The 24,001-nt window shown below is 56.6% G+C and carries 24 protein-coding genes, 1 pseudogene and 1 riboswitch; of the genes and pseudogenes, 12 read left to right on the top strand and 13 right to left on the bottom strand.

All coding sequences use genetic code 11. The annotated features are described in order from the left end of the window. The first annotated feature begins 51 nt into the window (after positions 1 to 51). Entirely contained in the window at positions 52 to 1,080 is a 1,029-nt protein-coding gene (gene accD, locus RAL88_RS13645; protein WP_306264212.1) for an acetyl-CoA carboxylase, carboxyltransferase subunit beta, read from the top strand. Between the two features lie 199 nt (positions 1,081 to 1,279). Then, the gene (locus RAL88_RS13640; RefSeq protein WP_306264210.1) at positions 1,280 to 2,599 is read left to right on the top strand and encodes a folylpolyglutamate synthase/dihydrofolate synthase family protein; all 1,320 of its coding nucleotides are present in this window, start codon (positions 1,280 to 1,282) and stop codon (positions 2,597 to 2,599) included. Positions 2,600 to 2,722: 123 nt separating this feature from the next. Here the strand turns inward: RAL88_RS13640 and trxA are convergent, their stop codons facing one another. Further along, entirely contained in the window at positions 2,723 to 3,043 is a 321-nt protein-coding gene (trxA, locus tag RAL88_RS13635) for a thioredoxin (protein WP_306264208.1), read from the bottom strand. Positions 3,044 to 3,304: 261 nt separating this feature from the next. On the opposite strand from trxA, the gene RAL88_RS13630 reads away from it, so the two are divergent. Next, positions 3,305 to 4,057 (top strand): sterol desaturase family protein, encoded by a 753-nt coding sequence (locus tag RAL88_RS13630; RefSeq protein ID WP_306264206.1) that lies wholly within the window; start codon positions 3,305 to 3,307, stop codon positions 4,055 to 4,057. Here the strand turns inward: RAL88_RS13630 and RAL88_RS13625 are convergent. Then, positions 4,044 to 4,976, bottom strand: a complete 933-nt coding sequence (locus tag RAL88_RS13625) for a transporter substrate-binding domain-containing protein (protein ID WP_306264204.1) — start codon at positions 4,974 to 4,976, stop codon at positions 4,044 to 4,046. The two genes, RAL88_RS13630 and RAL88_RS13625, sit on opposite strands and share 14 nt — an antisense overlap. Before the next feature lie 211 nt (positions 4,977 to 5,187). On the opposite strand from RAL88_RS13625, the gene RAL88_RS13620 reads away from it, so the two are divergent. Then, the gene (locus tag RAL88_RS13620) at positions 5,188 to 5,997 is read left to right on the top strand and encodes an ion transporter (protein ID WP_306264202.1); all 810 of its coding nucleotides are present in this window, start codon (positions 5,188 to 5,190) and stop codon (positions 5,995 to 5,997) included. Here RAL88_RS13620 and RAL88_RS13615 read toward each other — a convergent pair. Next, the gene (locus RAL88_RS13615; RefSeq protein WP_371932099.1) at positions 5,987 to 7,102 is read right to left on the bottom strand and encodes a 2'-deoxycytidine 5'-triphosphate deaminase; all 1,116 of its coding nucleotides are present in this window, start codon (positions 7,100 to 7,102) and stop codon (positions 5,987 to 5,989) included. The genes RAL88_RS13620 and RAL88_RS13615 overlap by 11 nt on opposite strands. A gap of 77 nt (positions 7,103 to 7,179) precedes the next feature. Beyond that, a riboswitch (SAM riboswitch) is annotated at positions 7,180 to 7,258 on the top strand. A 60-nt stretch (positions 7,259 to 7,318) separates the two neighbouring features. Between RAL88_RS13615 and RAL88_RS13610 the strand changes: the two genes are divergently transcribed. Both RAL88_RS13610 and RAL88_RS13605 read left to right on the top strand, forming a co-directional pair. Next, positions 7,319 to 8,506: an O-succinylhomoserine sulfhydrylase gene (locus RAL88_RS13610; protein WP_306264201.1), complete on the top strand. Its 1,188-nt coding sequence runs from the start codon at positions 7,319 to 7,321 to the stop codon at positions 8,504 to 8,506. Between the two features lie 66 nt (positions 8,507 to 8,572). Beyond that, entirely contained in the window at positions 8,573 to 9,529 is a 957-nt protein-coding gene (locus RAL88_RS13605) for a LysR family transcriptional regulator (RefSeq protein ID WP_306264199.1), read from the top strand. Here RAL88_RS13605 and RAL88_RS13600 read toward each other — a convergent pair. The 9 genes from RAL88_RS13600 to RAL88_RS13560 form a co-directional block, all read right to left on the bottom strand. Then, the gene (locus RAL88_RS13600) at positions 9,516 to 9,923 is read right to left on the bottom strand and encodes a hypothetical protein (protein WP_306264198.1); all 408 of its coding nucleotides are present in this window, start codon (positions 9,921 to 9,923) and stop codon (positions 9,516 to 9,518) included. The two genes, RAL88_RS13605 and RAL88_RS13600, sit on opposite strands and share 14 nt — an antisense overlap. 31 nt (positions 9,924 to 9,954) lie before the next feature. After that, complete coding sequence (locus RAL88_RS13595; protein ID WP_306264196.1) at positions 9,955 to 10,140, bottom strand: hypothetical protein; 186 nt, start codon at positions 10,138 to 10,140, stop codon at positions 9,955 to 9,957. 41 nt (positions 10,141 to 10,181) lie between these two features. Continuing rightward, positions 10,182 to 10,664, bottom strand: a complete 483-nt coding sequence (locus RAL88_RS13590; RefSeq protein WP_306264194.1) for a DUF992 domain-containing protein — start codon at positions 10,662 to 10,664, stop codon at positions 10,182 to 10,184. A gap of 103 nt (positions 10,665 to 10,767) precedes the next feature. Beyond that, positions 10,768 to 11,067: a hypothetical protein gene (locus RAL88_RS13585; protein WP_306264192.1), complete on the bottom strand. Its 300-nt coding sequence runs from the start codon at positions 11,065 to 11,067 to the stop codon at positions 10,768 to 10,770. 229 nt (positions 11,068 to 11,296) lie between these two features. After that, on the bottom strand, positions 11,297 to 11,929 hold the full coding sequence (locus RAL88_RS13580) for a CDP-alcohol phosphatidyltransferase family protein (RefSeq protein WP_306264190.1): 633 nt from the start codon (positions 11,927 to 11,929) through the stop codon (positions 11,297 to 11,299). Between the two features lie 41 nt (positions 11,930 to 11,970). Next, the gene (locus RAL88_RS13575; RefSeq protein ID WP_306264188.1) at positions 11,971 to 12,351 is read right to left on the bottom strand and encodes a helix-turn-helix domain-containing protein; all 381 of its coding nucleotides are present in this window, start codon (positions 12,349 to 12,351) and stop codon (positions 11,971 to 11,973) included. Next, the gene (locus RAL88_RS13570) at positions 12,348 to 12,941 is read right to left on the bottom strand and encodes a Smr/MutS family protein (RefSeq protein WP_306264186.1); all 594 of its coding nucleotides are present in this window, start codon (positions 12,939 to 12,941) and stop codon (positions 12,348 to 12,350) included. Before RAL88_RS13570 ends, RAL88_RS13575 begins: the two co-directional genes overlap by 4 nt. Then, positions 12,938 to 14,086, bottom strand: a complete 1,149-nt coding sequence (locus RAL88_RS13565) for a murein transglycosylase A (RefSeq protein ID WP_306264183.1) — start codon at positions 14,084 to 14,086, stop codon at positions 12,938 to 12,940. Before RAL88_RS13565 ends, RAL88_RS13570 begins: the two co-directional genes overlap by 4 nt. Before the next feature lie 24 nt (positions 14,087 to 14,110). Continuing rightward, a complete protein-coding gene (locus RAL88_RS13560) occupies positions 14,111 to 14,806 on the bottom strand; it encodes a Tim44/TimA family putative adaptor protein (protein WP_306269688.1) in 696 nt (231 codons plus the stop codon). Between the two features lie 219 nt (positions 14,807 to 15,025). Between RAL88_RS13560 and RAL88_RS13555 the strand changes: the two genes are divergently transcribed. Next, positions 15,026 to 15,550: an FxsA family protein gene (locus RAL88_RS13555; RefSeq protein ID WP_306264181.1), complete on the top strand. Its 525-nt coding sequence runs from the start codon at positions 15,026 to 15,028 to the stop codon at positions 15,548 to 15,550. Positions 15,551 to 15,680: 130 nt separating this feature from the next. Beyond that, positions 15,681 to 16,193: a protein-export chaperone SecB gene (secB, locus tag RAL88_RS13550; protein ID WP_306264179.1), complete on the top strand. Its 513-nt coding sequence runs from the start codon at positions 15,681 to 15,683 to the stop codon at positions 16,191 to 16,193. Between the two features lie 56 nt (positions 16,194 to 16,249). Here the strand turns inward: secB and RAL88_RS13545 are convergent, their stop codons facing one another. Then, positions 16,250 to 18,430, bottom strand: a complete 2,181-nt coding sequence (locus RAL88_RS13545; RefSeq protein ID WP_306264177.1) for a transglycosylase domain-containing protein — start codon at positions 18,428 to 18,430, stop codon at positions 16,250 to 16,252. A 272-nt stretch (positions 18,431 to 18,702) separates the two neighbouring features. Between RAL88_RS13545 and RAL88_RS13540 the strand changes: the two genes are divergently transcribed. The 4 genes and pseudogenes from RAL88_RS13540 (at position 18,703) to RAL88_RS13525 (ending at position 23,908) form a co-directional block, all read left to right on the top strand. After that, positions 18,703 to 19,746 (top strand): acyltransferase family protein, encoded by a 1,044-nt coding sequence (locus RAL88_RS13540; protein ID WP_306264175.1) that lies wholly within the window; start codon positions 18,703 to 18,705, stop codon positions 19,744 to 19,746. A gap of 140 nt (positions 19,747 to 19,886) precedes the next feature. Next, the gene (gene polA / locus RAL88_RS13535; protein WP_306264173.1) at positions 19,887 to 22,805 is read left to right on the top strand and encodes a DNA polymerase I; all 2,919 of its coding nucleotides are present in this window, start codon (positions 19,887 to 19,889) and stop codon (positions 22,803 to 22,805) included. A gap of 5 nt (positions 22,806 to 22,810) precedes the next feature. Continuing rightward, positions 22,811 to 22,939, top strand: a pseudogene (locus RAL88_RS13530) (3-oxoacyl-ACP reductase); the annotation flags it as partial. Positions 22,940 to 23,119: 180 nt separating this feature from the next. Beyond that, entirely contained in the window at positions 23,120 to 23,908 is a 789-nt protein-coding gene (locus tag RAL88_RS13525) for a DUF930 domain-containing protein (protein ID WP_306264171.1), read from the top strand. Positions 23,909 to 24,001 lie beyond the last annotated feature (93 nt).

Genomic DNA, 24,001 nt, shown 5'->3' with positions numbered 1-24,001 from the left:
TCAAACCTCACCAGCGCAGCTCGCTTTATAACTTTCGAGCAAGGAAAGCCTATGAATTGGATTAACAGTGTTGTCCGTCCCAAAATCCAGAATCTGTGGAGCAACAAGCGGGAAGTTCCGGAAAACCTCTGGATCAAGTGTCCGGAATCCGGTGAAATGGTATTTCATCGCGATCTAGAGGCCAATGATTTCGTAATTCCGAATTCCGGCTTTCACATGCGGATGAGCGCTGAGCGGCGGCTGACGAAATTGTTTGATTACGGGTCCTTTGAAAAACTGGCGCTGCCGACCGCGCCTGTTGACCCGCTGAAATTCCGTGATGAACGGCGCTATACAGACCGGCTGAAGGATGCGAGAGCCAAAACCGGATATGAAGACGCGATCTTGATCGGCAAGGGCAGGCTTGAGGAAAACATCGTCATTGCCGCGGTGCAGGACTTCAATTTCATGGGCGGCTCGCTGGGCATGGCCGCCGGCGAAGCTATTATCACCGGCTTTCAGGCGGCAACGGCTGCCGGCGTTCCCTTCATTCTGTTCGCGGCCTCTGGCGGTGCAAGGATGCAGGAAGGCATTCTCTCGCTGATGCAATTGCCACGCACGACAGTGGCGCTGCAGCAGCACCGGGAAGCGGGTCTGCCCTATCTGGTGGTTCTGACCAATCCGACAACCGGCGGCGTCACGGCCTCTTACGCGATGCTGGGCGACGTTCATATTGCCGAACCTGGTGCGCTGATCGGGTTTGCCGGGCAACGCGTGATTGAGCAGACCATCCGCGAGAAACTGCCGGAAGGTTTCCAGCGTTCTGAATATCTGCTTGAGCACGGCATGGTCGATATGGTGGTTCATCGCCACAAAATGCGGGACACTCTGGCCAATTTATGCCGGCTTCTGATGAAGCAACCGGCCGTGGCGATGACAACAAATCTGCTGGAATCAGATGCGCCTAAACCATCAAAAGCGAAACAAGAGACAGCAGATGAATATCTGGAAGTCATCGAGCTGGAACCGGTCGACAGCGACTTGAAACCGGCTGGCAATTCCGCGCAAGTGTCCGAAAAAGCCACAGGCAAGGCATCGTAATTTCGCACCAGTCCACCGGCGTGCGATCTGTCTACAGGTGATGAAATGGCCAGCAGAAAAATCTGCAATCAGACTTGCATAAGCCATGAGATGGCGGCTGATTTTTGCGGCCTTGTCACCGGCTCTGTGTATTTGTCAGCGATAATTGATCCGCACAGCGGATCGCACGCCAACCGTTTGCAGCAATTGAAGTAATCCGATGGACCATAGCACTGCCATTTTAGAGCGGCTGACACGGCTGCACCCGCGCCTGATGGATCTTTCGCTTGGCCGTCTGGAAGCGCTTCTGGAAAAACTCGGCCATCCGGAACGCCGCTTGCCGCCTACCATTCATATTGCCGGAACCAACGGCAAAGGCTCGACCACAGCGTTCATGCGCAGCCTGCTCGAAGCCGATGGAAAACAGGTCCATGTCTACACCTCGCCACATCTGGTGCGGTTTCACGAGCGTATCCGGCTGGGTCAGCCGGGGGCTGGGCGGCTGGTCGATGATGCCACACTGATTTCGACCATGCTGGAAGTCGAGCGCATCAATGGCGGCGCCGAAATTACTCAATTTGAAATCACCACAGCCATTGCCTTCAAACTGTTTGCCGAACACAAGGCCGATGTGCTGCTGCTGGAAGTCGGCCTGGGTGGCCGGCTTGATGCCACCAATGTGGTGGACACTCCGCGGGCGTCCGTGATCACCCCGATCTCCATGGATCATGAAAGCTTTCTCGGGGATTCACTGGCCAAAATTGCATATGAGAAGGCCGGGATACTGAAACCTGGCGTGCCGGCCGTCATCGCCCGGCAGGTGCCTGAAGTGATGTCAGTCATTGCCGAAGTTGCCGGGCGCATCGGTGCGCCGATGCGGTTGCTGGGGCAGGATTTCGATGCCTATGCAGAGCATGGCCGGATGATCTATCAGACCGACAGTCAGGTTCTCGACCTGCCAATGCCCAATCTCGTTGGTCAGCATCAGATAGGCAATGCGGCGATGGCCATCGCCACCCTTGAGACCGCTGGCATGATGCCCGCAGCAAAGGCACGCGAGACCGGTCTGAGCCACGCTGTCTGGCCGGCACGGCTGCAACGTCTTCAGGACGGTGGGATGACAAAATTCACCGATCCGGAAACGGAAATCTGGCTCGATGGCGGCCATAATCCAGGTGCAGGTGCTGTCGTTGCCAGTGCCATGGCGGCGCTGGAAGAACGGGTTGAACGCCCACTGTTCCTGATTGCCGGAATGCTCAATACCAAGGATCCGATCGGCTTCTTTGAGCCTTTTGAAAGCTTGGCACGACATGTCTTTACGGTGACTATTCCGGGCGCAGACGCCTCCAGAGACGCTGATGAACTGGCGCATCTTGCGATCGCCGCCGGGCTGAGTGCGGAACCCGCAGCTTCTGTCGAAGCGGCGCTGACTGCGCTGTCGCAAAACTGGCAGTATGACACCAGCCCGCGCGTGTTGATTTGCGGATCGCTGTATCTGGCTGGCGAAGTGTTGAAGGCCAACGGCACGCTGCCGGAATAGAAAACCCCCGAAGTTGGTGTCCAACATTCGGGGGTCAGTTCATGCTTCCGGGGCTGCTTTTTCAATACGCAAAAGCGCTTTGAAACATATTCTCCAGACCTTCAGAAGACCCTCAGAAGACCTTCAGACCGCGCCGGAAATCCACTTGTCGAGATCACTCTTGGGAGCAGCTCCGACTTTCATATCGACCGGCTCACCATTTTTGAACATGATCAGTGTGGGAATCGAGCGCACACCATATTTGATGGCCGTGTTCTGGTTCTCGTCAATGTTGAGTTTGACGATCTTCACCTTGTCGCCAACCGATTCGGAAATCTCTTCAAGGGCCGGGGCAATCATCTTGCAGGGACCACACCATTCCGCCCAAAAATCCACCACAACAGGTGTATCGGCTTCTAAAACCGAAACGTCAAAATCTGCATCTGTAACTGCTTGAGTTGGCATCTCTTCGTTTCTCCAGTTCAGCGCCTCGAAACACTCGATTCGCGCCTCAATTTCATGTCTCCAAGGTAGGAACCCGACGGGACCAGGTCAAGGACCGTCCACGGCAGATGCAATCACGTCGCTTTGATCTGCATTGGCGTTCAAAACATCCTATACAAGGAAAATAGTCTCAAAATCGGGTTGCGCAATTTCATGGACTCACCATTCAGCTTTTCAGAAGGCCTTGTCAGGCTGGCCGTATTCCTCGGAATTTTTGCGGCCATGGCAATATTCGAAATTGTCGCGCCGCGGCGTCACCTGCTTCATGGCCGCGGAAGTCGATGGTTCACCAATTTTTCCATTGTTGTCCTGGATTCGCTGATTATCCGGGTGCTGTTTCCAGCTGCCGCTGTCGGCATTGCGGTGTGGGCGGACGAGAATAATATCGGGCTCTATCCCTGGGCGGTGGCGCAGGGCGTGGCCCCGCCGCTGTGGCTGTTCGGCGTGCTGGTGTTCATGTTCATGGATATGGCGATCTGGGCACAACATCTGGTCTTTCACAAAGTGCCCGTACTGTGGCGGTTCCACAAGGTTCATCATTCCGATCCCGATTTTGATGTGACGACAGCAATCCGCTTTCATCCGGTGGAAATTGTGCTGAGCATGGTGATCAAGGCCGTGCTGATTATCCTTCTGGGCGCGCCTGCACTGGCGATCTTCCTGTTTGAAGTGGTTCTCAATGGTGCTGCCATGTTCAATCACAGCAACGTCAAACTTCCGGGATGGTTTGACGGATTGTTGCGCAAAGCGATTGTCACCCCTGACATGCACCGGGTTCACCATTCCATCCACCGCCGCGAGATCGACAGCAATTACGGCTTCAATTTTTCCATCTGGGACCGCATATTCCACACTTATAGAGCCCAGCCGGAGGATGGACATGAAGGCATGACAATCGGTCTGAAGGATTATCAGAATGGTGAGCCGGTTCGCCTGACCTGGAGCCTGTGGCTGCCGTTTCTCAGAAAAAACTGACCGGAAAATAGCGCAGATATAATTCGGCGAATTTTCCGGTCTTGAAGCTCTCGCGAATGGCGTAATCGAACCCCTGCTTCAATTCAGGACGGGCCGGCAGAAACGCCATGGCGAAACCGGCACCGAAAAACCGTGGCTCCAGATAGGGACCGCCGACAAAGTGACAACAGTCCTTTGACTGCTCGCCATTGAGCCAAAGAGACAGGGACAGACCATCGCCGAAGGTGAAATCCACCTCGCCGTCCCGCAAAGCGCGGCGCGCGGCAAACAGGGTGTCGTAGGGGCGCAGATCCGCGTTTGAAAAAAAGCCGTTCAGAAAGGCTTCATGAGCGGTGCCGGTCACATAACTGATACTGCGGCCAGCCATCTCATTCACTGCCGGCGATGTTTCATTGCCCTGTTGCGCAGCAAATCGCCCCGGCGTCGTGAGATAGGTCTCCGACAGCAGCAGCCCCTCCCCCAAGGCTGCAGGAATTGAGAGGCCCGAGACAATGGCATCGCCCTTGCCATCGCTCAGTGTGGCGACCAGATCCGCATAGGGACGCACGAGTATCTGGCAGGAAATCTTCAACTCTTCACACAGCACACGGGCAAAATCGACATGGAACCCTGCCAGCTGTCCGTCCCTTGCACGATAGCTGAAAGGCGGAAAGTCGTCGGTCATCAGAAAGCGCACCGAGCCGATATCTTCCGCGGAGGGTCTGTCGCCAACCGTCTTGAAGTCCCAATAATTGGGCACAGGTCCGAGCGTGGCGGCCTGGGACGCTTCCTCTGTAGCAGTTTTTTCGCCATCCTGGGCCAGGCCTGCTGCCGGTGCCAGCAGCCATAGAGCCGCGGCAAACAAGGCGGCCTGAACAGTGATTAATGCAGACCAGCCCGGAACATAGCGCCCGGCGACCATGGCTTCAGATCGCGACATGCAAAACCCGCTTTTCTGGCGATGATATTTCCAAGGGAACTGCATGACATATTTCAAATCGAAAATCCATTTTCCCAAAGCCGTTGGCAAGCAGAGTTTGCAAACGATGCGAAAAATGCCGGCGGTGCTGTTGTTCAAGGCAAAATAATCGCCACATCGGGTTTGCCCGACCATTCGGTCTGCGGCATCCCGTTTCCAGTATGTGGCATTTATGATCGACCAGACCCTGCGTAATTTCTATGAAAACAAGACAACGGAATATGCGGTTGCCGCGCTGGTTATTGTGAATGCAATAACGCTTGGCCTGGAAACCAGCCAGACGGCGATGCAGATTGCCGGACCTGCCCTGTTGCTGGCAGACAGACTTCTGCTTGGCATTTTTACTGTCGAACTGATCGGCCGAATGGTGGCCTATCGCAGAGCGTTTTTTCGCGACGGATGGCGGATATTCGATCTGGTGATCGTTACCGTTGCCCTGGTGCCGTCAAGCGGAGCGCTGTCCGTCTTGCGGGCGCTTCGCATCCTGCGGGTGCTGCGTTTGATCAGTCTGTTGCCATCCTTGCGGCGGGTCGTCGGCGCAATGGTCTCGGCCCTGCCCGGCATGGGGTCCGTGCTGATGCTGCTGATGCTGGTATTTTATGTGGCTTCAGTGATTGCCACCAAACTTTATGGCGACAGCTTTCCGCAGTGGTTCGGCACGATCGGCGGCTCCGCCTATTCACTGTTCCAGATCATGACCCTGGAAAGCTGGTCGATGGGTATTGTGCGGCCGGTGATGGAAGAATTCCCTTATGCCTGGGTTTTCTTCGTCGTGTTCATTCTGTTCTCCAGTTTCATGGTCATAAATCTGCTGATCGGGATCATTGTGGGAGCAATGCAGCAGGAGCATGAGGCCGCGCTGCTGGAGGAAGAAGGCGCGGACACGCATACGCGTCAAGACCAACTGACGGTGCTGGCGGAATTGAAGAATGTCCGTGCCGAACTTGCAAAACTGCGCGGCGAATTGCGCTCTAAGACCTGAAATGTTTCGACAGTTTCAGGCCCTGGCCCTGATAGTTTGACTTCATGTCCACGCCGTATAACGCCTCCGGGCGGCTGAGCATCGGTTCATAGACAAGCCGGCCAATGGTCTGGCCGTGTTCCAGAATAAACGGCACTTCGTGGCTGCGCACTTCCAGAACGGCGCGGCTGCCCAGAAGATTGCCAGCATCATCTTTGGTATGGCCGAAACCGGGATCGAAGAATCCTGCGTAATGCACGCGGAACTCTCCCACCAGGGGATCAAACGGCACCATTTCAGCGGCATAATCCGGCGGCACCTGAACCGCCTCACGCGATACCAGGATGTAGAACTGATCGGGATCAAGAATCAGCTCGGCAGCACCGCGCGGAAAAATCGGTTCCCAGAAATCCAGCACTTCGTAAGCGTCCGGCTTGTCGACATCGACAACAGCCGAATGCGGCTTGCCGCGATAGCCGATGGGAGCACCCTCGCCTGTACCCTCAAGATCGATCGAAAAGGCCAGTCCGCCAGCGATATGCGGCTCGCTGCCGATCACCAGAGGTGTTTCCTCGTGGAGCGCGACAAGTTCGCTGTCGCTGAGTTGCGGATGGCCGCTGCGAAAGCGGATCTGCGACAGGCGCGAACCGGGTCGCACCACAATCGGAAAAGTTCTGGGGCTGATTTCCAGATAGAGCGGACCGCTGTATCCCGCCGGGATCTGATCGAATTCCCGTGCCCTGTCGACGATCACCCGGGTAAAGATGTCAAGCCGGCCGGTCGAGCTTTTGGGATTGGCGGATGCGGACAGCCCTGCGGGCAGGTTGAGTTGCTCCTGCAGCGGCACAAGATAGACACAGCCTGTTTCCAGCACGGCGCCCTGGCTGAGATCAATCTCGTGCAGCTGATAGCGCGCCAGCTTGTCGGCAACCGACAAATCCGGTCCCGGCAGAAAACTGGCACGAATGCGAAAGGCGGATTTTCCCAAGCGCAGATCAAGGCTGGCCGGCTGAATCTGGCCTTCAACCGGCTCGGTTGCGGCACTGATTTCACCGGAGGTGAACAGTTTTTTGATCATGCGGTCCGGCAGTATACCTGCGACCTGTTCACCCGGCTCAATTGTCACAACGCCATCCTGTTACACCTGTGTCGTGCCTTCCTTAACCGATTGCAGGATTGACGCCAAGCAGCAAGGCGGCTATTGCTGCGCTTCGTGGTCATTTGAGCCGACCGGCTTGCCGCCACGTTAAACAAGGCGCTAAAAGGTCGGAAAGCGTGTAGCCCGCTCCGACCACACCAGCGTCGGAACGGGTTTTTTTTTGGTTTTTTGATGGAGCCAGCAATGCGTAAAGATCGATCCCGCCACTACCGCCCTGCCACCCAGATGGTTCATGGCGGCACCATGCGCTCCCAGTTTGGCGAAACCTCGGAAGCGATTTTCCTGACCCAGGGCTATGTCTATGACAGTGCCGAAGCGGCGGAAGCCCGCTTTGATGGCAGCGATCCCGGCTTTGTCTATTCGCGCTACGCCAATCCGACAGTGAAAATGTTCGAAGAGCGCATGAAGATACTTGAAGGCGCCAGCGGCGCCCGGGCGACGGCAAGTGGCATGGCAGCTGTTTACGCCGCGATTGTGTGCGATCTGCAGGCCGGAGATCATGTGGTGGCCGCCAAGGCGCTGTTTGGTTCTTGCCTGTATATTGTGGATGAAATCCTGCCGCGCTACGGTATTGAATCCACACTTGTTGACGGGACGGATCTGTCGGCCTGGCAGGCGGCGATGCGCCCCAACACCAAAACCCTGTTTCTGGAAAGTCCGACCAATCCGCGTCTTGATGTTCTGGATATTCCCGCGATTGCCGATATTGCCCATCAGGGCGGGGCGCGGCTGGTGGTGGATAATGTGTTTGCAACGCCGCTGTGGCAAAAGCCGCTGGCACTGGGCGCAGATGTGGTCGCCTATTCGGCAACCAAGCATATTGACGGCCAGGGCCGCTGTCTGGGCGGTGTCGTGCTGTCTGATGAAGACTGGGTGGAAGACAAGCTTGCCCCCTTCCTGAAACATACCGGTCCGAGCCTTAGCCCGTTCAACGCCTGGACATTGCTGAAAGGCCTGGAAACCCTTCAGCTGCGTGTTGCCGAGCAAACCAGAACCGCAGTAGCGCTGGCTGATTTTCTGGCCGATCACGCTGCGATTGAAACATTGCTCTATCCGGGACGCTCCGACCATCCACATTACGAGGTTGCCTGCAGGCAGATGGAACAGGGCGGCACCATGATTGCATTTGAAGTGAAGGGCGGCAAACAGGCAGCCTTCCGCTTTGCCAACGCGCTCAGCCTGATCCGCCTGTCCAACAATTTGGGCGATGCCAAGAGCCTGATCACCCATCCTGCGACCACCACTCATCAGCGCCTGTCCGATGAAGACAAGGTCGAGCTTGGCATTGCACCTGGCCTGCTGCGTTTTTCCGTCGGTCTGGAAGATGTTGAGGATTTGAAAGAGGATCTGGACCAGGCTTTGTCCGCCTGACCTCTGCTACGAGAGTGGCAGGTGGTACATGTAGCCTGTCCGAAGATAAGTCTGTAGTCTGGCTTGATGGATATCGTTCTTGCCCGCACGTTTCTGGAAATCGCCACATCAGGCAGTTTCTTCAATGCCGCCAAACGTCTGAATGTCACGCAATCCACTGTCAGCGTGCGAGTGAAACGGCTGGAAAAGGAACTGGGCAGGACTTTGTTCCTGCGCACCAAATCCGGCACCCAGATGACACCGGCAGGCGAGCAATTTGAGCGGTTTGCCCGCTCGATGATGAAAGTCTGGGAAGAAGCCAGATATCAAGTCGGTGTTCCCGACACATTTCAGTCCTCCCTTACCATCGGCAGCCAGTACAGTCTGTGGCCGAAATTCACGATGCGCTGGCTGCGTCTGCTTGAGCGCTTCATGCCGGACGTTGCTTTGCGGGCTGAAATGGGCATGCCGGACCGGTTGCTGCGCATGATGCTGGACGGTCTGGTCGATGTGGCGGTGATGTACACGCCGCAATTGCGCCCCGGCCTGTCGGTCGAAGTGCTGATGGAAGATACGCTGGTGCTGGCGGCGTCCGCGCCGGATTACCCGCGCCAACTGGACGCATCTTATATTTTCATCGATTGGGGCCCGGAATTTGCCCAAGCCCATAAAACCCATTTTCCCGAATTTCGCGCCTCCCATGTGACCCTGTCGCTCGGCACCTTGTCGGCACGTTATGTGATTGAACACAACCGGGCGGCCTATTTCCCGGCCCGCTTCATCGAAGAGGAGGTCGAAGAGGGGACGTTGCATCTGGTGAACGATGCGCCGGTTTTTCCGTTCCCGATCTATGCAGTATGGAACACCGATTCAGATACCGAGTTGGTCGAGAGGGCATTGAGAATATTGCGCCGCGTCGCCAGCCGGGTGGATGACGACCAGCACGAAATGCTGGAAGGGGCAGGCCTGGAATCCAGCATGGTGCCGCGCCTGATCGATATTATCGAAGGCACCGGGATCGATGGCACGTCTACTGAAGAATAAACTGCATATAATGTGCTGCGGTCAGAACAGCGGGGGCGTCCAGAATGCGGCTTTCGCAGAGCATCATCGGCAGGCTGCGTGAAACGCCGCCGCAGATGATCCGCATCTCGGTCTGATACAGCAAGATCTCAGTCTGCTCTGAATCTCCAAGTGATATCCGGTCGGAAATGCGCGCCGTGTAGCGCCTGCCATCCTGGGAACTTGCCAGCATGAAGCTGAGCGAGGGCGAGCCGTGAAAATCATAGAGGAAGGTATCTTTGACCCAGATCACGGATGCGCCAAGGCCATCGCTGATGACAAAATCAATTTCAGCCCGGCCATAGGTCGGCAAAATCATGTTGGCGGTCTGCAATTGAGCCTTGAATGTCCGCGTATCGGTATTTGTGTCGATCATCATCTCACACCCCGCACCAGTTCCGTGTCAGTCAAGTGATGCGCCCTTCGAAGCTGGGTGCCGCGACGCCGCCGGCACCCAGCCCGAACCCGTTCCCGGTTTTTGTTGCAGCATGAATGCTGTCTTGTGCGAACACCGGGCTGGAGTTGCAGAAGGCTGTCAACGAAAGCGCAACAATCATGGGCGTGCGTGCGCGTCCCCCCGGTATCGTTGACATGGCTGCCTCCTGCAAGGATTGAGAAGGATCAGGATCTGACCCTATTTTTCCGCATTGAGTGTCAGCGTCGAGACCGCCAAAGCGACATTCAGCCCGGTCTGACCTTCTACACTGAGCGGCTGCAGGCCGATCTGCTTGTCATTGCCGCCGACCAGTGCATTGGCGCCAAGACCAATGCCCAGGGTTGCCCCGGTCGATACACCGACATAACGGCCGGACAGCGGATGGTCCGCCAATTCCGTGCCTGCCGGTGTGAACACAACCCACTTGATGTAGGATTTGCCGGTGACACCCAGATCAAGGCCGAGCTTGCTGATCTTGCCGGAATAGGCGTCCACTGCGCCATTCGATTGGGCAAAAGTGCAATTGACTTTCTTGCTGGAACCGACAAGCAGCCCGATGCCGCCATCAACAGTGCATTCAAGGACGCCAAGCTGGTCGCCCTTTGGCGCAGCGTTTGCGGAAAGTGGTGCCATGACAGAAGCGGACAGGATTGAAGCCACGATAATTCTGATGTAGTTCATTGGGATGATCCTTACTCTATGGAGCGCGTGCCCCGTCAGGAAATGTGCCAGCCCGAAAGCAGCACAAAGTTCGATCTTGCGACCGCGAAAAGTGAAGCTGGAATTATTGGCAGGCCGGATCGTCATTGCGCACGTCGGTGCAAAAATCCTGCTTGGCCGTAGCCAGCAACTGCTTTCCGTCGCGGATCTGGTCCTGGCCCTTATCGATCAGGGTTTCGCCGCGGCTGACGTTCTTCTCGCCGAGCGCGACCAGTTTTTCGCCGCGCTTATAGTCTTCGGCAACTTCGCGCGCCGCCGCACCCCGTGCAGCGATGGTGTCGCCCAGACCGGGGCTGCTGACACAGCCGCCAAGAAGTCCGGCGACAAGAAAAGCAGACATCAGAAATTTAATACCAACACTCATATCCAACCCCCTCGAGTTCAAGTAGAGCGCTGTCTATCAAGAATTTATCTATTCGAATAACGATAAATAATCATGGGTTATATGATTTTTTTTCATTTAATATGCAAATGGTAAACGTGCACGTGACTGGTTTTGCTCACTTTCCGTAGCGCATCAAGCTTTGTTTTCTGCCTTGTTGCCCTGCAATACTCATTATTCCTGGTTGCGCGTCTGCAAAACCGTTGTGCCATCAATTGTCGGGATCAGAGCCCGCGCCCGGCTTCAGGGTTATCCAGCCGATGACCACACGATTTACCGCGGTCACGAAGCAGATGGCGGCAAAACCGTATGCGATCCAGGAGAACCAGTCCGGAAACAGACAGAACGCGACAAATACTGCAATGGTTTCCGTGCCTTCCGCCAATCCGGCGATATAATACAGAGATTTGATGCCCTGCGCCGTGGTGGTGATGTGGCGCCGTTCCGCCATCACGGCAAAAGCCAGAAAACTGGAACCAGTGGCATAGAACCCGGCAAGAAGGACTGCAGCTGCCAGAGCATTTGCTTCAGGATCGGCAATTGCAAAAGCCAGCGGAATTGCGCCGTAGAAAAAGAAATCCAGGGTAATGTCCAGAAATCCACCCAGATCGCTCGGCGCGCTGGCGCGGGCAACGGCACCATCCAGTCCGTCTGCGACCCGGCTCAGCAGCAACAATACAAGCCCCGCCAGATAAAACTGCAATGCGATTGCCAGAGCTGCCAGCAATCCAATGGCAAACCCAGTCAGGGTCACGCCGTTGGCGCTGACATGTTTTGACGCGAGCCAGACTCCGATCCGGTTCAGTGGCGGATCAATCAGTTTTCGCATTTGACCATCAAGCATGGCGTCTTCCCAACTCCGGCTGCTGTTCGAACCCCCGGCACTCACTCCGATTTGGGGGCGGCGTCATCCAATTCCTTCTGCAGCACTTGCGTCAGGCGCACCAAAGCCTGCGGGGAGAGTTCCGCAATTCCCGAGGACATCAGATTGGCCAGCCGGGTCGCCTCCGGGTCGAGCCCGGACGTGTCGACAATTACCCGCGGGTCGGACATGCGGGCCAGTACCACCAGATCTTCCGCATCGTCCCAGATCAAATTGAAATAGGCGATGATCCGTTGCAGCATCAACCACCCCGGAGTGCCGCGATGACCGTGTTCCAGTGCCGAGAGATAGGCTGATGAAACGCCAAGCTCATCTGCCATATGTTTCAGCGTCACTTCCTTTTGGGAGCGCAATTCCCGTAATTTTTGTCCAAATGGTGTCATATTTCTTGCAATCCGGGCCTCTTGCGCCGCAGTCTGACATATAATGCGCCGGTACCGCCATGGGGGGTCGCGGCCTCATCATAGCCAGCGACCAGCGCCGCCAGTTCCGGACCGGACAGCCAGATAGGGACCATCCGGCGCAATATTCCGCGCTCACCGGTATCAGCATTCACAGCTTTGCCTTTCCCGGTAATGACCAGCACATAGCGGGCGCCGCCGGCCTGAGCCTGATGCAGAAACCCGATGAGACGATTATGCGCCGCTGCCTGGGTAAGTCCATGCAGGTCAAGCGTTGCATCCAGCGTATTCTGTCCGCGTTTCAGGCGCCGCCTGCTTTTGCTGTCCAACGGGGCCAGCAACAAAGCTTGCGGCCGCTTGGGAGTAGATACCGGCGGATAATAGGCCGGCATGGCAACGCGGCTGCTTGAGGACCTGACATGATGCTGACTTTCGATGGAAGTCTGCGGACCCGTTTCAGCAGGCTCCGGGTCTGACATGATTTTCGGCCGCGCCGGATGCACGCTCTCCGTGACCCGGTTCCAGAGACGGCGCTCTTCCGGCGACAGATCGCGGGATCTGCGGCGTCTCATGCGGATGCACCCAGCTGAAGCCGCGGCAGCAGCACGGTAAAGCTGCACGGCGCGGCAAACCCGCCCGCATGGTCTGCCGCCTGATCGCCGCTTCCGCAGAAGAAATCTCCACGATGCGCGCCGACAATGGCCGAACCGGTATCCTGCGCAATCATCAGGCGGGCGTGATCGCGGTCATCTTTCCGGTAGTGCACGAAAACAGGCGTATGAAATGTATGCAGCAGGCGGTCGACCGCAAGAGAGCGGCCCTGTGTCAATTGCACACCGGCTGCAGCCCGGGGACCCAGTTCCGGCAGCAAATCCGTTTCCTTCCGAAAGAAAATGAAGGACCGGTTGCTGTGCAGAATGTCGGATTGCCGGTCCGGATGCGCTCGCAGCCAGGCTTTGATGGTCTGCATGGTGATCCCGCCGGATGGCAGCAGGCCCGAATCCTTCAGCACTTTTCCAATCGCGGTATAGGCATGACCGGATTTGCCGTCATAACTGACCCGCATCGTGCCGCCCTGTTGCAGGCGGATGCTGGCCGAGCCCTGTATGTGAATAAAGAAGGCTTCGACCCGGTCGGCCAGCCAGACCAGTTCCAGGCCCCGGTCCGCCAGGGCACCATCAGCCCCTTCAAATCCTTCGATTTCACCGCGATCATAATACGGCACCAGGCCCTGTGTGCCGATGCGGCCAAACCGCAAATCCGGCGGCCAGTCGGACGGCAGGGTTGAAGGTCCGTCCGCCGCCGCAGCCATGGACTTGACTTCCACCAGATCCGGCGGCCGCCGCAGCAAGGGCACGGGAAATGCTTGCGAGGGCGTCAGCGAGCCCTCCACCTCCGGCTCGTAATAGGCGGTCAGCAGGCCGGGATATTGCATCGCCGGCGTCGTCCCGTCCGCAACAGCAACCGGAACAAAATGGCTTTCGAAAAAGCGCCTTGCCGCCAAGTCATCCTGAATGCTGTCGGCCGACGCACGCGCCGTGGCAAAGATTTTACCTAATGCCGCCCCGTCCACACCGCAGCGTCTGGTCTTTGGACCCAGATCACCGGTAAAAATTGCGGCGCTGCGCAAAAAACAGTTGAAGGCGGCCAGATGCTGCTCACCCGCCCACTCCGGCAGATCGCTGAAGTTCAGAGGTTGAAAGGCCGCATGCACCATATCTGCCCCGGCCGTCTGCAAAACTCAGTCGGCGGCTTCAGTTGCAACCAGCCGCCAGTTCGGATCGCGCTCGCGCGGATCGCGGGCAAAAGTCCAGATATCGGTTACTTCGGTGACTTTGCTGGAACTGCCATCAATCACATCACCAGCCTGATTACGCGTTGCAGAAATCAACTCGCTGACAAACCGGATCGTGAGGCGCAATTCGGTCTCGTCGCCTTCGGCACCTACAATTCTGGCTTTTTCAATTCCGACAAATGTAAAATCAACGGCTTCAGAACGGCTTTCGCGTTCGGCAATCGCCTCTTCAAATCCGTCATAGACCTCTGAAGACAACAACGGTTTCAATTGGGTGCGGTTACCGGCGGCATAGGCTGTGACAATCATTTCGTAAGCAACCCGCGCGCCAGCTACAAACTCTTTGGGATCAAAATCGGGATCGACGGCCAGAACAGGAGCGATCAGCTTGTTGAGGGCAACAGTCTTGGGATCGACCTCTTCGTCGATCTGCTTCTGAGTGTCGTCCTGCCCGTCACTTCGTTTTGGAAGATTGATGACATTGTCATTCGAAGATTTCTGACCGGTTTTCGGCTTGTCAGCGTAAGGATCATAGGGACGCCGCTCCTGACCGGTCCGCTTTCCCAGAACGCCACGCAGGCGGAGAAAGAAAAACACCGCTATGGCAACGAAGATCAGAGTATAGAAATCGAAAAACTGCATGAATGTTTTGCTCACACCTTCACTTAACCAAAGCCCGCTTGCGACGCGGGCGCTCATCTGCGCTTTCTTAGTCCTGTTTTAAAGATAGCGCTAGGGCTGATCCGCGCAAGTGTTGAAAGCTCTGCAATCGTTTTTTGGCATATCTTTGACAAAAAAACTGCTGAAAATTCTCGTTTTTCCGGTTAAACCACCTATCTGCGGGACTACGGAGACACATTTATGCGCTTTTCACTGATACCTTTTGCCCTGCTTATCGTACCGCTTCTGGAAATTACCGCCTTTGTTGTCATTGGCGGCGAAATCGGCGTTTGGGCGACACTGGCCCTGGTAGTCGTGACTGCCGTGATCGGATCGTTCCTGTTGCGCTGGCAGGGCATCTCGCTGTTGCGCCGCATTCGCACTGACCTTGCGGCGAAACGTCTGCCGGCAAAGGAACTGGTGCGCGGCGCGATGCTGGTTGTGGCCGGCATTTTGCTGCTGACGCCCGGATTTGTCACCGACACGCTCGGGTTTTTACTGTTTGTTCCGCCGGTTCAGGAAACAGTGTGGCGGTTTCTGAAATCCAGAATCCAGCTGGTCGGTGCGGCAGCATCCAGCGGTTCGGCCACCCGGCAAAATTCCAATGCGCCCGGCGGTCCGTCACAAGCTGGCGAAAGCGTAGTGGAACTGGACGCAAAGGAATTCAGACGCAACGATCCTGACAGTCCGTGGGTAGGCGGGCCGGAAGACGATTCCAGGCGCTAGATCGTTTCCTGCCCGGTTCAATTCCGGTTGGGGGCGATTGCCAGGTTTAAAAGCAGGTGAATGGTTGTTTCCGCGCTAAGCTCATGCTAGCCAGCCACCACCAAATCTTGATTGACAGACAGGACTTACCATGAGCGATACTTCCTCATCCGATCAGGCCGCCACGCCGCAGAATGGTGACGGTGCTGCAAAACCACCGCAAATCAATATCGTCGCCCAATATATCAAGGATTTTTCCTTCGAAAATCCCAAGGCGCCTGACTCATTGCGTCCGCGTGAGGGTGGCCCCAATATTTCGATCAACGTCAACGTCAATGCCACGCCATTGTCTGAAACCGATTTTGAAGTTGATCTGAAACTCGATTCAAAAGCTACTCATGAAGATGATGTGCTGTTCAATGTTGAACTGGCCTATAGCGGCATATTCCGGCTGGCCAATGTTCCGAAAGAACATCTGCATCCGCTTATCATGATCGAGTGTCCGCGCCTGCTGTTCCCATTCGCACGCCAGATCGTGGCCTCGGCCACTCGTGATGGCGGCTTTCCGCCCCTTCTGATTGATCCGGTGGATTTTGCCGCACTATACCGTCAGCGGCTGGAACAAATTCAAGCGCAGCAGAAGGCTGGCGGTCAGCCCAACTGACGCATTTGCCTCCAAGCTGAATTGTTTCAAGCCGGCGCAAACCGGCTTGAAATCTCTCAACCGCCGAACAGGCGGCGCAGAAAACTGCGCTCCTGGCGGCGGCGACGCACCGGTCTTGCATCAACCTCATTGGCAGATCGGGCAAATGGCTGCAATTCGGCAGCTTGCGTCTCGGCCTGGGCCTGAGCTTGGGCCTGAGCCTGGGCGTCTGCTTGAGCCTGGGCCAGCAGCTCTCTGGATTCAGCAACCCCGATCAGATTGGCAACCGGGATTCCCTCATGGGCCGGTTGCATGAAATCACGCCAGATCATCGCCGGTAAATTGCCGCCGGTGGCCCGTTTGGTCGAGCTGTTATCGTCATTGCCAAGCCACACGCCGGTCACAAGATTTGCAGTAAACCCAATGAACCAGGCGTCGCGAAAGTCCTGGCTGGTTCCGGTCTTGCCACCGGCCGGCCGGCCATCCTCTAGCTGTGCCTTGGTAGCTGTCCCTGATAGCACTGTGCGTTCCAACATGCTGTTCATCAGGCCAAGAATGTAGGGCGAGATAACCTGTAGATTGCCGCTGGGCTGGCGCTCATACAGAACCTCGCCATCAGGTGTCGTAATCCGTGTGATAGCATGTTCGATGACACTGTAGCCGCCATTGGCAAACGGCACATAGGCCGAGGTCATTTCCAATGGCGTGGTTTCGCTGGTGCCAAGCGCCAGGCTGGGAATGCGTTGCAATTCGCTGTTGACGCCAAGCCGGTTGGCAACCTCGGCCACCGCATCTATTCCGACTTCTTCACCCAATCGGGCTGCAACCGTGTTCAACGATTTGGTGAGCGCCTCTTCCAGCGTTACAGGCCCGCGAAATTCCCGGCTGTAATTACGGGGCGACCAGCCGTTGATTTCAACAGGACCATCGATCCGTATCGTTTCAGGTGTCAATCCCAGTTCCATGGCGGCCAGATAGACAAATGGCTTGAATGACGAGCCGGGCTGACGGAGTGCATCGGTGGCGCGGTTGAACTGGCTGGCGCCGTAGTCGCGCCCGCCGACCAGAGCACGCACTGCGCCGGTCGGATCAATCGATACAACCGCTCCCTGGGTGACGCCGTAGGTCTCGCCGTCCCGGTTCAGGCCTTCTCTGAGAGCGGCCTCAGCAAGATTCTGCAGTCGAATATCTATCGTGGTTTCGACTAAAACATCTTGGTCAATTGTGCCGAGAAAGCCCTTCACCCGCTCAAACAGCCAGTCGGCCACATAATTTTCGGCACCGGCCAAATGGCGGCTTCTGGCCAAAGCAGGATTGGCGACTGCATAGTCGAGTTCTGCACGGGTAATGTAACCTTCGTCCTCCATGGCTTCAAGTACCAGTTGCGCACGCTCCTGCGCAGCTTCTGCGTTCTTGTCCGGCGACAGGCGGGAGGGTGCTTTCAACAATCCGGCAAGCATCGCGGATTCGGCCAGGTTCAGATAGCGCGCGGATTTCTGGAAGTAGGTCCGCGCCGCAGCATCGACACCGGTTGCACCGCCGCCTAGATAAACCCGGTTGAGGTACATTTCCATGATTTGTTCTTTGGAAAAATTATATTCCAGCCAAAACGCAATCGGTACTTCCTTGAGCTTACGGCGCCAATCGCGCTCCGGACCGAGATAAAGATTTTTTGCCAGCTGCTGGGTGATCGACGAGCCGCCCTGAACAACGCGTCCTGCACGTATATTGGCCACCATCGCCCTGGCCACACCGGGAATATCAATACCGGCATGGTCGAAAAAGCGGCGATCCTCGATGGCCATCACGGCCTGCGGCAGATAGGGCGGCAATTGCTCGAAACGAACCGATTCACCGCCGGTTTCGCCGCGATTGGCAATCAGATCGCCATCACGCGCCACCAATTGCACATTCGGCGAGCGCACCGGTATTTCCAGCTTCGAAAAATCAGGCAGTTCCGTGGAAAAATAGATCAGCAATCCGCCAAGACCGATTGCGCCCCAGAGCATCAGAATGAAACTCCAATAGACGAAGAAGCCCAGCAGACCGCGCTTCTTGCGGCGTCCTGCAGGTTTCGCCTTCTCCTTGCGGTTGCGTCGCGGCGGCTGCGGCTTCATGCCGCCGCCGTCGCCGCGATTGCCGCCGGCATTTATGCCAGGGTCAGGACGCGCCTTGCGCTTTGGCTGAGGCCGGGAACCTTGCGGCGCCGGCCGGCCGAATACCGGTTCTTTCCGGTCTTGTTGTCTGGGACCACTCATGGGGTGTCCTGCGCTATCCGATACTTGAGAAAACTGCTGTGGCGGCAATGGAGTTTAAATGCGGCGATTTAAGGGGCGGTTAAGCATCTGCATCTTTGTTTTCGGGGCTTTGCGAGACCTGGTCCGCCTTTTGTCGTGTACCTGCCGGGACGGGCAACCGGAGTTGCCGCATTAACTGTATCTTGAAATAACCCTGAAATCCGGCCTCCGGTTAACCCATGCTCTAGCCGACAAATGTTAAGACCTTGTTAAACATTCAAAGGAAGGTGACCATGACACAGGATCGTGTAGACTGGGTAGATGCCGCCAAAGGCATCTGCATTATATTCGTAGTCATGATGCATTCAACGCTGGGCGTTGAAAAAGCCGCGGGCGAGCTCAGCTGGATGAACCTGCTGGTGAGCTTTGCCGCACCGTTTCGCATGCCGGACTTCTTTCTTATATCCGGCCTGTTCCTGGCTCTGGTCATTGACCGGCCCTGGCGGAAATATGTCGACCGGAAAGTCGTCCATTTCTTCTACTTCTATGCGCTCTGGGTCACCATTCAGTTCGTCTTCAAAGCCCCCGGATTCGTCGGAGAATATGGACTTACCGGCACGGCACAGCTTTATCTTCTGAGCTATATCGAACCCTTCGGCACACTCTGGTTCATCTATATCCTGCCGATTTTCTTCGTTATTACCAAACTGGCGCGCGACTGGCATATCCCGGTCTGGATAACCGGTCTGGTTGCAGCTCTGCTGCATCTGTCCGGGCTTGAAACCGGGTGGTTGCTGATCGATGAGTTCGCGTCCCGATTCGTGTTCTTTTTCGCCGGCTACGCCCTTGCGCCACTGATCTTCCGCATTGCCGAGTGGGTCCGCCTCGACTGGCGTCAAACAGCAGCTTACATGCTGGCCTGGGCGGCGACCAACGGTGTTCTGGTATGGCTGGGATGGGCCGCAACTCCGTGGTTTTCCCTGCCGCTCGGCTTTGCCGGCGCGGTTGCCCTTATCTGCGTGGCGTCGCTCTGGGTCCAGAGCAGACATTCCACCATCATCACATGGTTCGGGGCCCACTCCATCGTCATCTATCTGGCATTCTTCCTGCCAATGGCAATTTCGCGCATCGTGCTGCTGAAAACAGGAATTATTACCGATCTGGGAACAATCTCTGTTCTGGTGACCATTGCCGGAGTGACCGGGCCTGCCATATTCTACCTCGTGATGAAACGCCTGAATATCGGCAAGTTCCTGTTTGAACGGCCTGCTTGGGCCTACCTTGATGAGCCTAAATCGCAGAAACAACGCAATGTCGTCCTGGAAGCTGGCGAATAGGGATTGACGGGCACCGCCAGGGAAGCTGGTCTGCAGCTTCCCTGGCGGCTTTCAGATTGTACCGACTGGTTTGCAAGCGAAGTTCATCAGTTCGTTGATTTCCGCTTTTTTATGGTCTGCGGCGGTGGCATAGTCCAGCGATGTCAAAACCAAAAGATTCTCACCCCGCCGCCGTAAAATCCGGCGATCATCTCATGCTTGTGGACGGCTCGGCCTATATTTTCCGGGCCTATCACGCGCTGCCGCCGCTGACGCGCAAATCCGATGGACTGCCGGTCGGGGCGGTGGCGGGCTTCTGCAACATGTTGTGGAAATTGCTGGCGGTGGCGGAAGACACTTCGCTTGGCGAAAAACCCACACATTTTGCGGTGATTTTTGATGCCAGCAGCAAGACTTTCCGCAATGAAATTTACGGTGAATACAAGGCCAATCGAAGCGAGCCGCCGGACGATCTGAGGCCGCAATTTGCCATCATCCGCGAAGCCACGCGTGCCTTCAATGTGGCTTGTATCGAAAAAGACGGTTTTGAAGCCGATGACCTGATCGCGACCTATGCACGCCTGGCCGAAGAAGCCGGTGCCCACGTCACCATTGTCTCCTCTGACAAGGATTTGATGCAGCTTGTCACTGAGCGGATCATCATGTTCGATCAGATGAAAGACAAGATCATTCGCAGCGCAGATGTGGTTGAGAAATTCGGCGTCGGGCCGGACAAGATGATCGATCTTCAGGCGCTGGCCGGTGACAGCACGGACAATGTGCCCGGCGTGCCCGGCATCGGTGCCAAGACTGCGGCGCAATTGCTGCAGGAATTCGGCGATCTGGAGACGCTGCTGTCGCGGGCTGCCGAAATCAAACAGAATAAACGGCGGGAAAATCTCATCGAATTCGCCGATCAGGCGAGACTGTCCAGACGCCTCGTCGAACTGGACCAGAAGGTACCGCTGGATTCCCAACTCGATGAGCTGGCAGTCGAAGGGCTCGACGGGCCCAAACTGGTCGCCTTCCTGAAGGGCATGGAATTCACCACCCTGACCAGGCGCGTCGCCGAAGCCACCCAGACCGAGGCCGAAGCTGTTGATGCGACAAGTGTCTCTGTGGATCACTGGGAGGGCAACGCCCAACAGGCCAACGCGTCGGACGAGAGCGGCGCGGCACACTCTCCCCAGGCACTGGCCGAGGCGGTGACAGCAGCTGCGTTCGGCCAGAGCATCGACCATGCCAGCTACGAATGCATCACTGATCTGGAGACGTTGACGGCCTGGTGCGATGCGGCGCGCAAGCAGGGCTTTGTCAGTTTTGACACCGAGGCGACGTCTCTGGATGCGATGCAGGCCGATCTGGTTGGCGTGTCGCTGGCGCTGGCACCGGGCAAAGCTGCCTATGTGCCGCTGCAACACAGGAGCGGTGTCGATGATCTGCTGGGTGGTGGCATGGTTGAGGGACAATTGTCCCTGCGCGACGCCCTGACGGTGATCAAGCCGCTGCTGCAGGATCCGGCAGTGCTGAAAATAGCACAGAATCTGAAATATGACGCCCTGCTGCTGTCGCGTTATGACATTGAAGTCATTGGTTTCGATGACACGATGCTGCTGTCCTATGCGCTTGATACCGGGCGCGGCGGGCACGGAATGGACGAATTGTCACAACGCTGGCTGGATCATACGCCGATTCCGTTCAAACAGGTGGCCGGGTCCGGCAAAAACAAGATTACATTCGATCAGGTGCCGATCGAAGCGGCAACCGCCTATGCTGCCGAAGATGCCGATGTGACGTTGCGGCTGTGGCAGGTGTTGAAACCACGTCTGGCAGCCGACCGCATGACACGCCTCTATGAAACGCTGGAGCGCCCGATGGTGCCGGTTTTGATGCGCATGGAAAGCCGCGGTATTTCCGTTGACCGGCAGATGCTGTCTCGGCTGTCAGGCGAGTTTGCACAGGGCATGGCCGGTCTTGAAGCTGAGATTACCACGCTGGCCGGTGAGCAATTCAACATCGGATCACCCAAACAACTGGGCGATATCCTGTTTGGCAAAATGGGCCTGCCGGGCGGCAAGAAGACCAAGACGGGTGCCTGGTCGACGTCGGCCTCGGTGCTGGAAGATCTGGCGGCTGAAGGTCACGACCTGCCGCGCAAGATCGTCGACTGGCGTCAACTTTCCAAGCTGAAATCGACCTATTCGGATGCCCTGCCCGGTTTTATCAATCCCGACACCAAACGGGTGCACACATCCTACTCGCTGGCCTCGACAACGACCGGACGCCTGTCATCCTCCGACCCCAATTTGCAGAACATCCCGGTGCGCACCGAAGCAGGCCGCAAGATCCGCAAGGCGTTTGTCGCCGAACCAGGCAACAAGCTGCTGTCAGCCGATTACAGCCAGATTGAGTTGCGGGTGCTGGCTCATATGGCCGATATTCCGCAACTCAAACAGGCCTTCGCCGACGGGCTTGATATTCACGCCATGACGGCAAGTGAAATGTTCAATGTGCCGATCGAGGGCATGGACCCGATGGTACGACGTCAGGCGAAGGCGATAAATTTCGGCATCATCTACGGCATCTCCGCCTTTGGACTGGCCAATCAGCTTGGCATTTCCCGCACTGATGCCAAAACCTATATCGACACTTATTTTGAGCGTTTTCCCGGCATTCGCGATTATATGGAAGCAACCAAAGCCTTTGCCCGCACTCATGGCTATGTAGAAACGATCTTTGGACGCCGGGCGCATTATCCGGAAATCAACAGCAAAAACCCCAATATGCGCGCCTTTATGGAGCGCGCCGCCATCAATGCGCCGATTCAGGGCTCGGCTGCCGATATTATCCGCCGCGCCATGGTGCGCATGGAAGCGGCATTGGAGCAAACTACCCTGTCAGCACAAATGCTGCTGCAAGTGCATGACGAGCTGATTTTTGAAGTACCCGAACCCGAGGTTGAGGCCACCAAAGCGGTGGTGTGCAAGACCATGGAAAATGCCTGTCTGCCGCTGATTGATCTGTCCGTGCCGCTGCAGGTCGATGCGCGCGCTGCCGACAATTGGGAAGCAGCCCACTAGATTGTTTGAATGGTGTGCCTGCGACCCGTATTGTCGCGCCGATCATGGTGGCACAGCGGGGTGGCGCCATTGTCAATATCTCCACCTTTGAACCCGATCCGCTGTTTCCCACGTCAGGCGTTTATCGCGCCGGCCGCGACAGGACTTGCATATCATGGCATATTCGGCTGGCATATCTGGCCGGCAAAATGCGCAAGCAGACGCAGAACCGGCCGCTGAAATCCGGTTGCAATGGACCATAAATCGGCCATACCGTAAGCGGATAGAACGAGGCAAATGCCGACAGTATTGCAGTCCAACAGCCGGATTCGGTAATGAGTTTTCGAGGCCTTTCCAAATTCGGACCGCAACTTTGGTGTCTGCTGGCATCGCTGCTCATCCACGGCCTCATTGTCGGCGGGGTGCTGTCCCTGCCAGCCCTTGCCCAGCAGGAGGTGACGGAAGAGGATGTTATGTCGGTAGCGGTCGTGACGCCGGACCAGCTTCAATCCGAAATTGATGCCGCACGCGAGCGCAAACAACAGGCCGTCGATCCCGCGCCGGAACTGGATGTTACTGCTCTGGAGCCGCGTCCCGAGCCGACACAACAGCCGCCAAGGGCGACAACGGAACAACAGCCACCAAACCCGGCGGCAGCGCCAGAACTGCCAAAAATACCAGATGTATCAAAAGCGCCGAAACCACCAGGCTCATCACAAGACCGGCCCGATCAGACCGCGCAGCGAATTGGTCCCAAATTGCCATCCGGCAAGCAGGTAGCGATTCCGCGCAGGCGTGTTTTGCCGAAAGACAAGATGGTGCTGGCAGGGGACCGGCAGCGCGAACAGCTTTGCCATAGCGCGGCCATGGCGGAAATTGTCAAGGCACGACCCGAACTCAAACCGGACCTGGTGATCTCCTCGGCAGTGGATGCAACCGTGGCGGGAGACAATGTCATTGTCGCCAACGGTGCCGCCTTCAGGAGCGAGGGACGCTGGTTCAATTTGAAGTTCCGCTGTGAAGCCGATCTTGTGGCCGATACAGTGATGTCGTTCGATTACCTGATTGGCGGGCCATTCCCCGAAGATCAGGTGGAAATGCGCAAGACGGCTGCGGAAAATTGAGGCCGCTTCAACGTTCGTTGGCAACACCGCTCTCCACTTCACTCCGGCCGCGCGTTCACGTATGAACCCAAGATACTGCCGATAATTGTGGAA

It is taken from the genome of Pararhizobium sp. IMCC3301 (assembly GCF_030758315.1).
Classification (GTDB): domain Bacteria; phylum Pseudomonadota; class Alphaproteobacteria; order Rhizobiales.
Note: the sequence above shows the minus strand (reverse complement) of the source record. Positions and strands in the feature narration are given on the sequence as shown.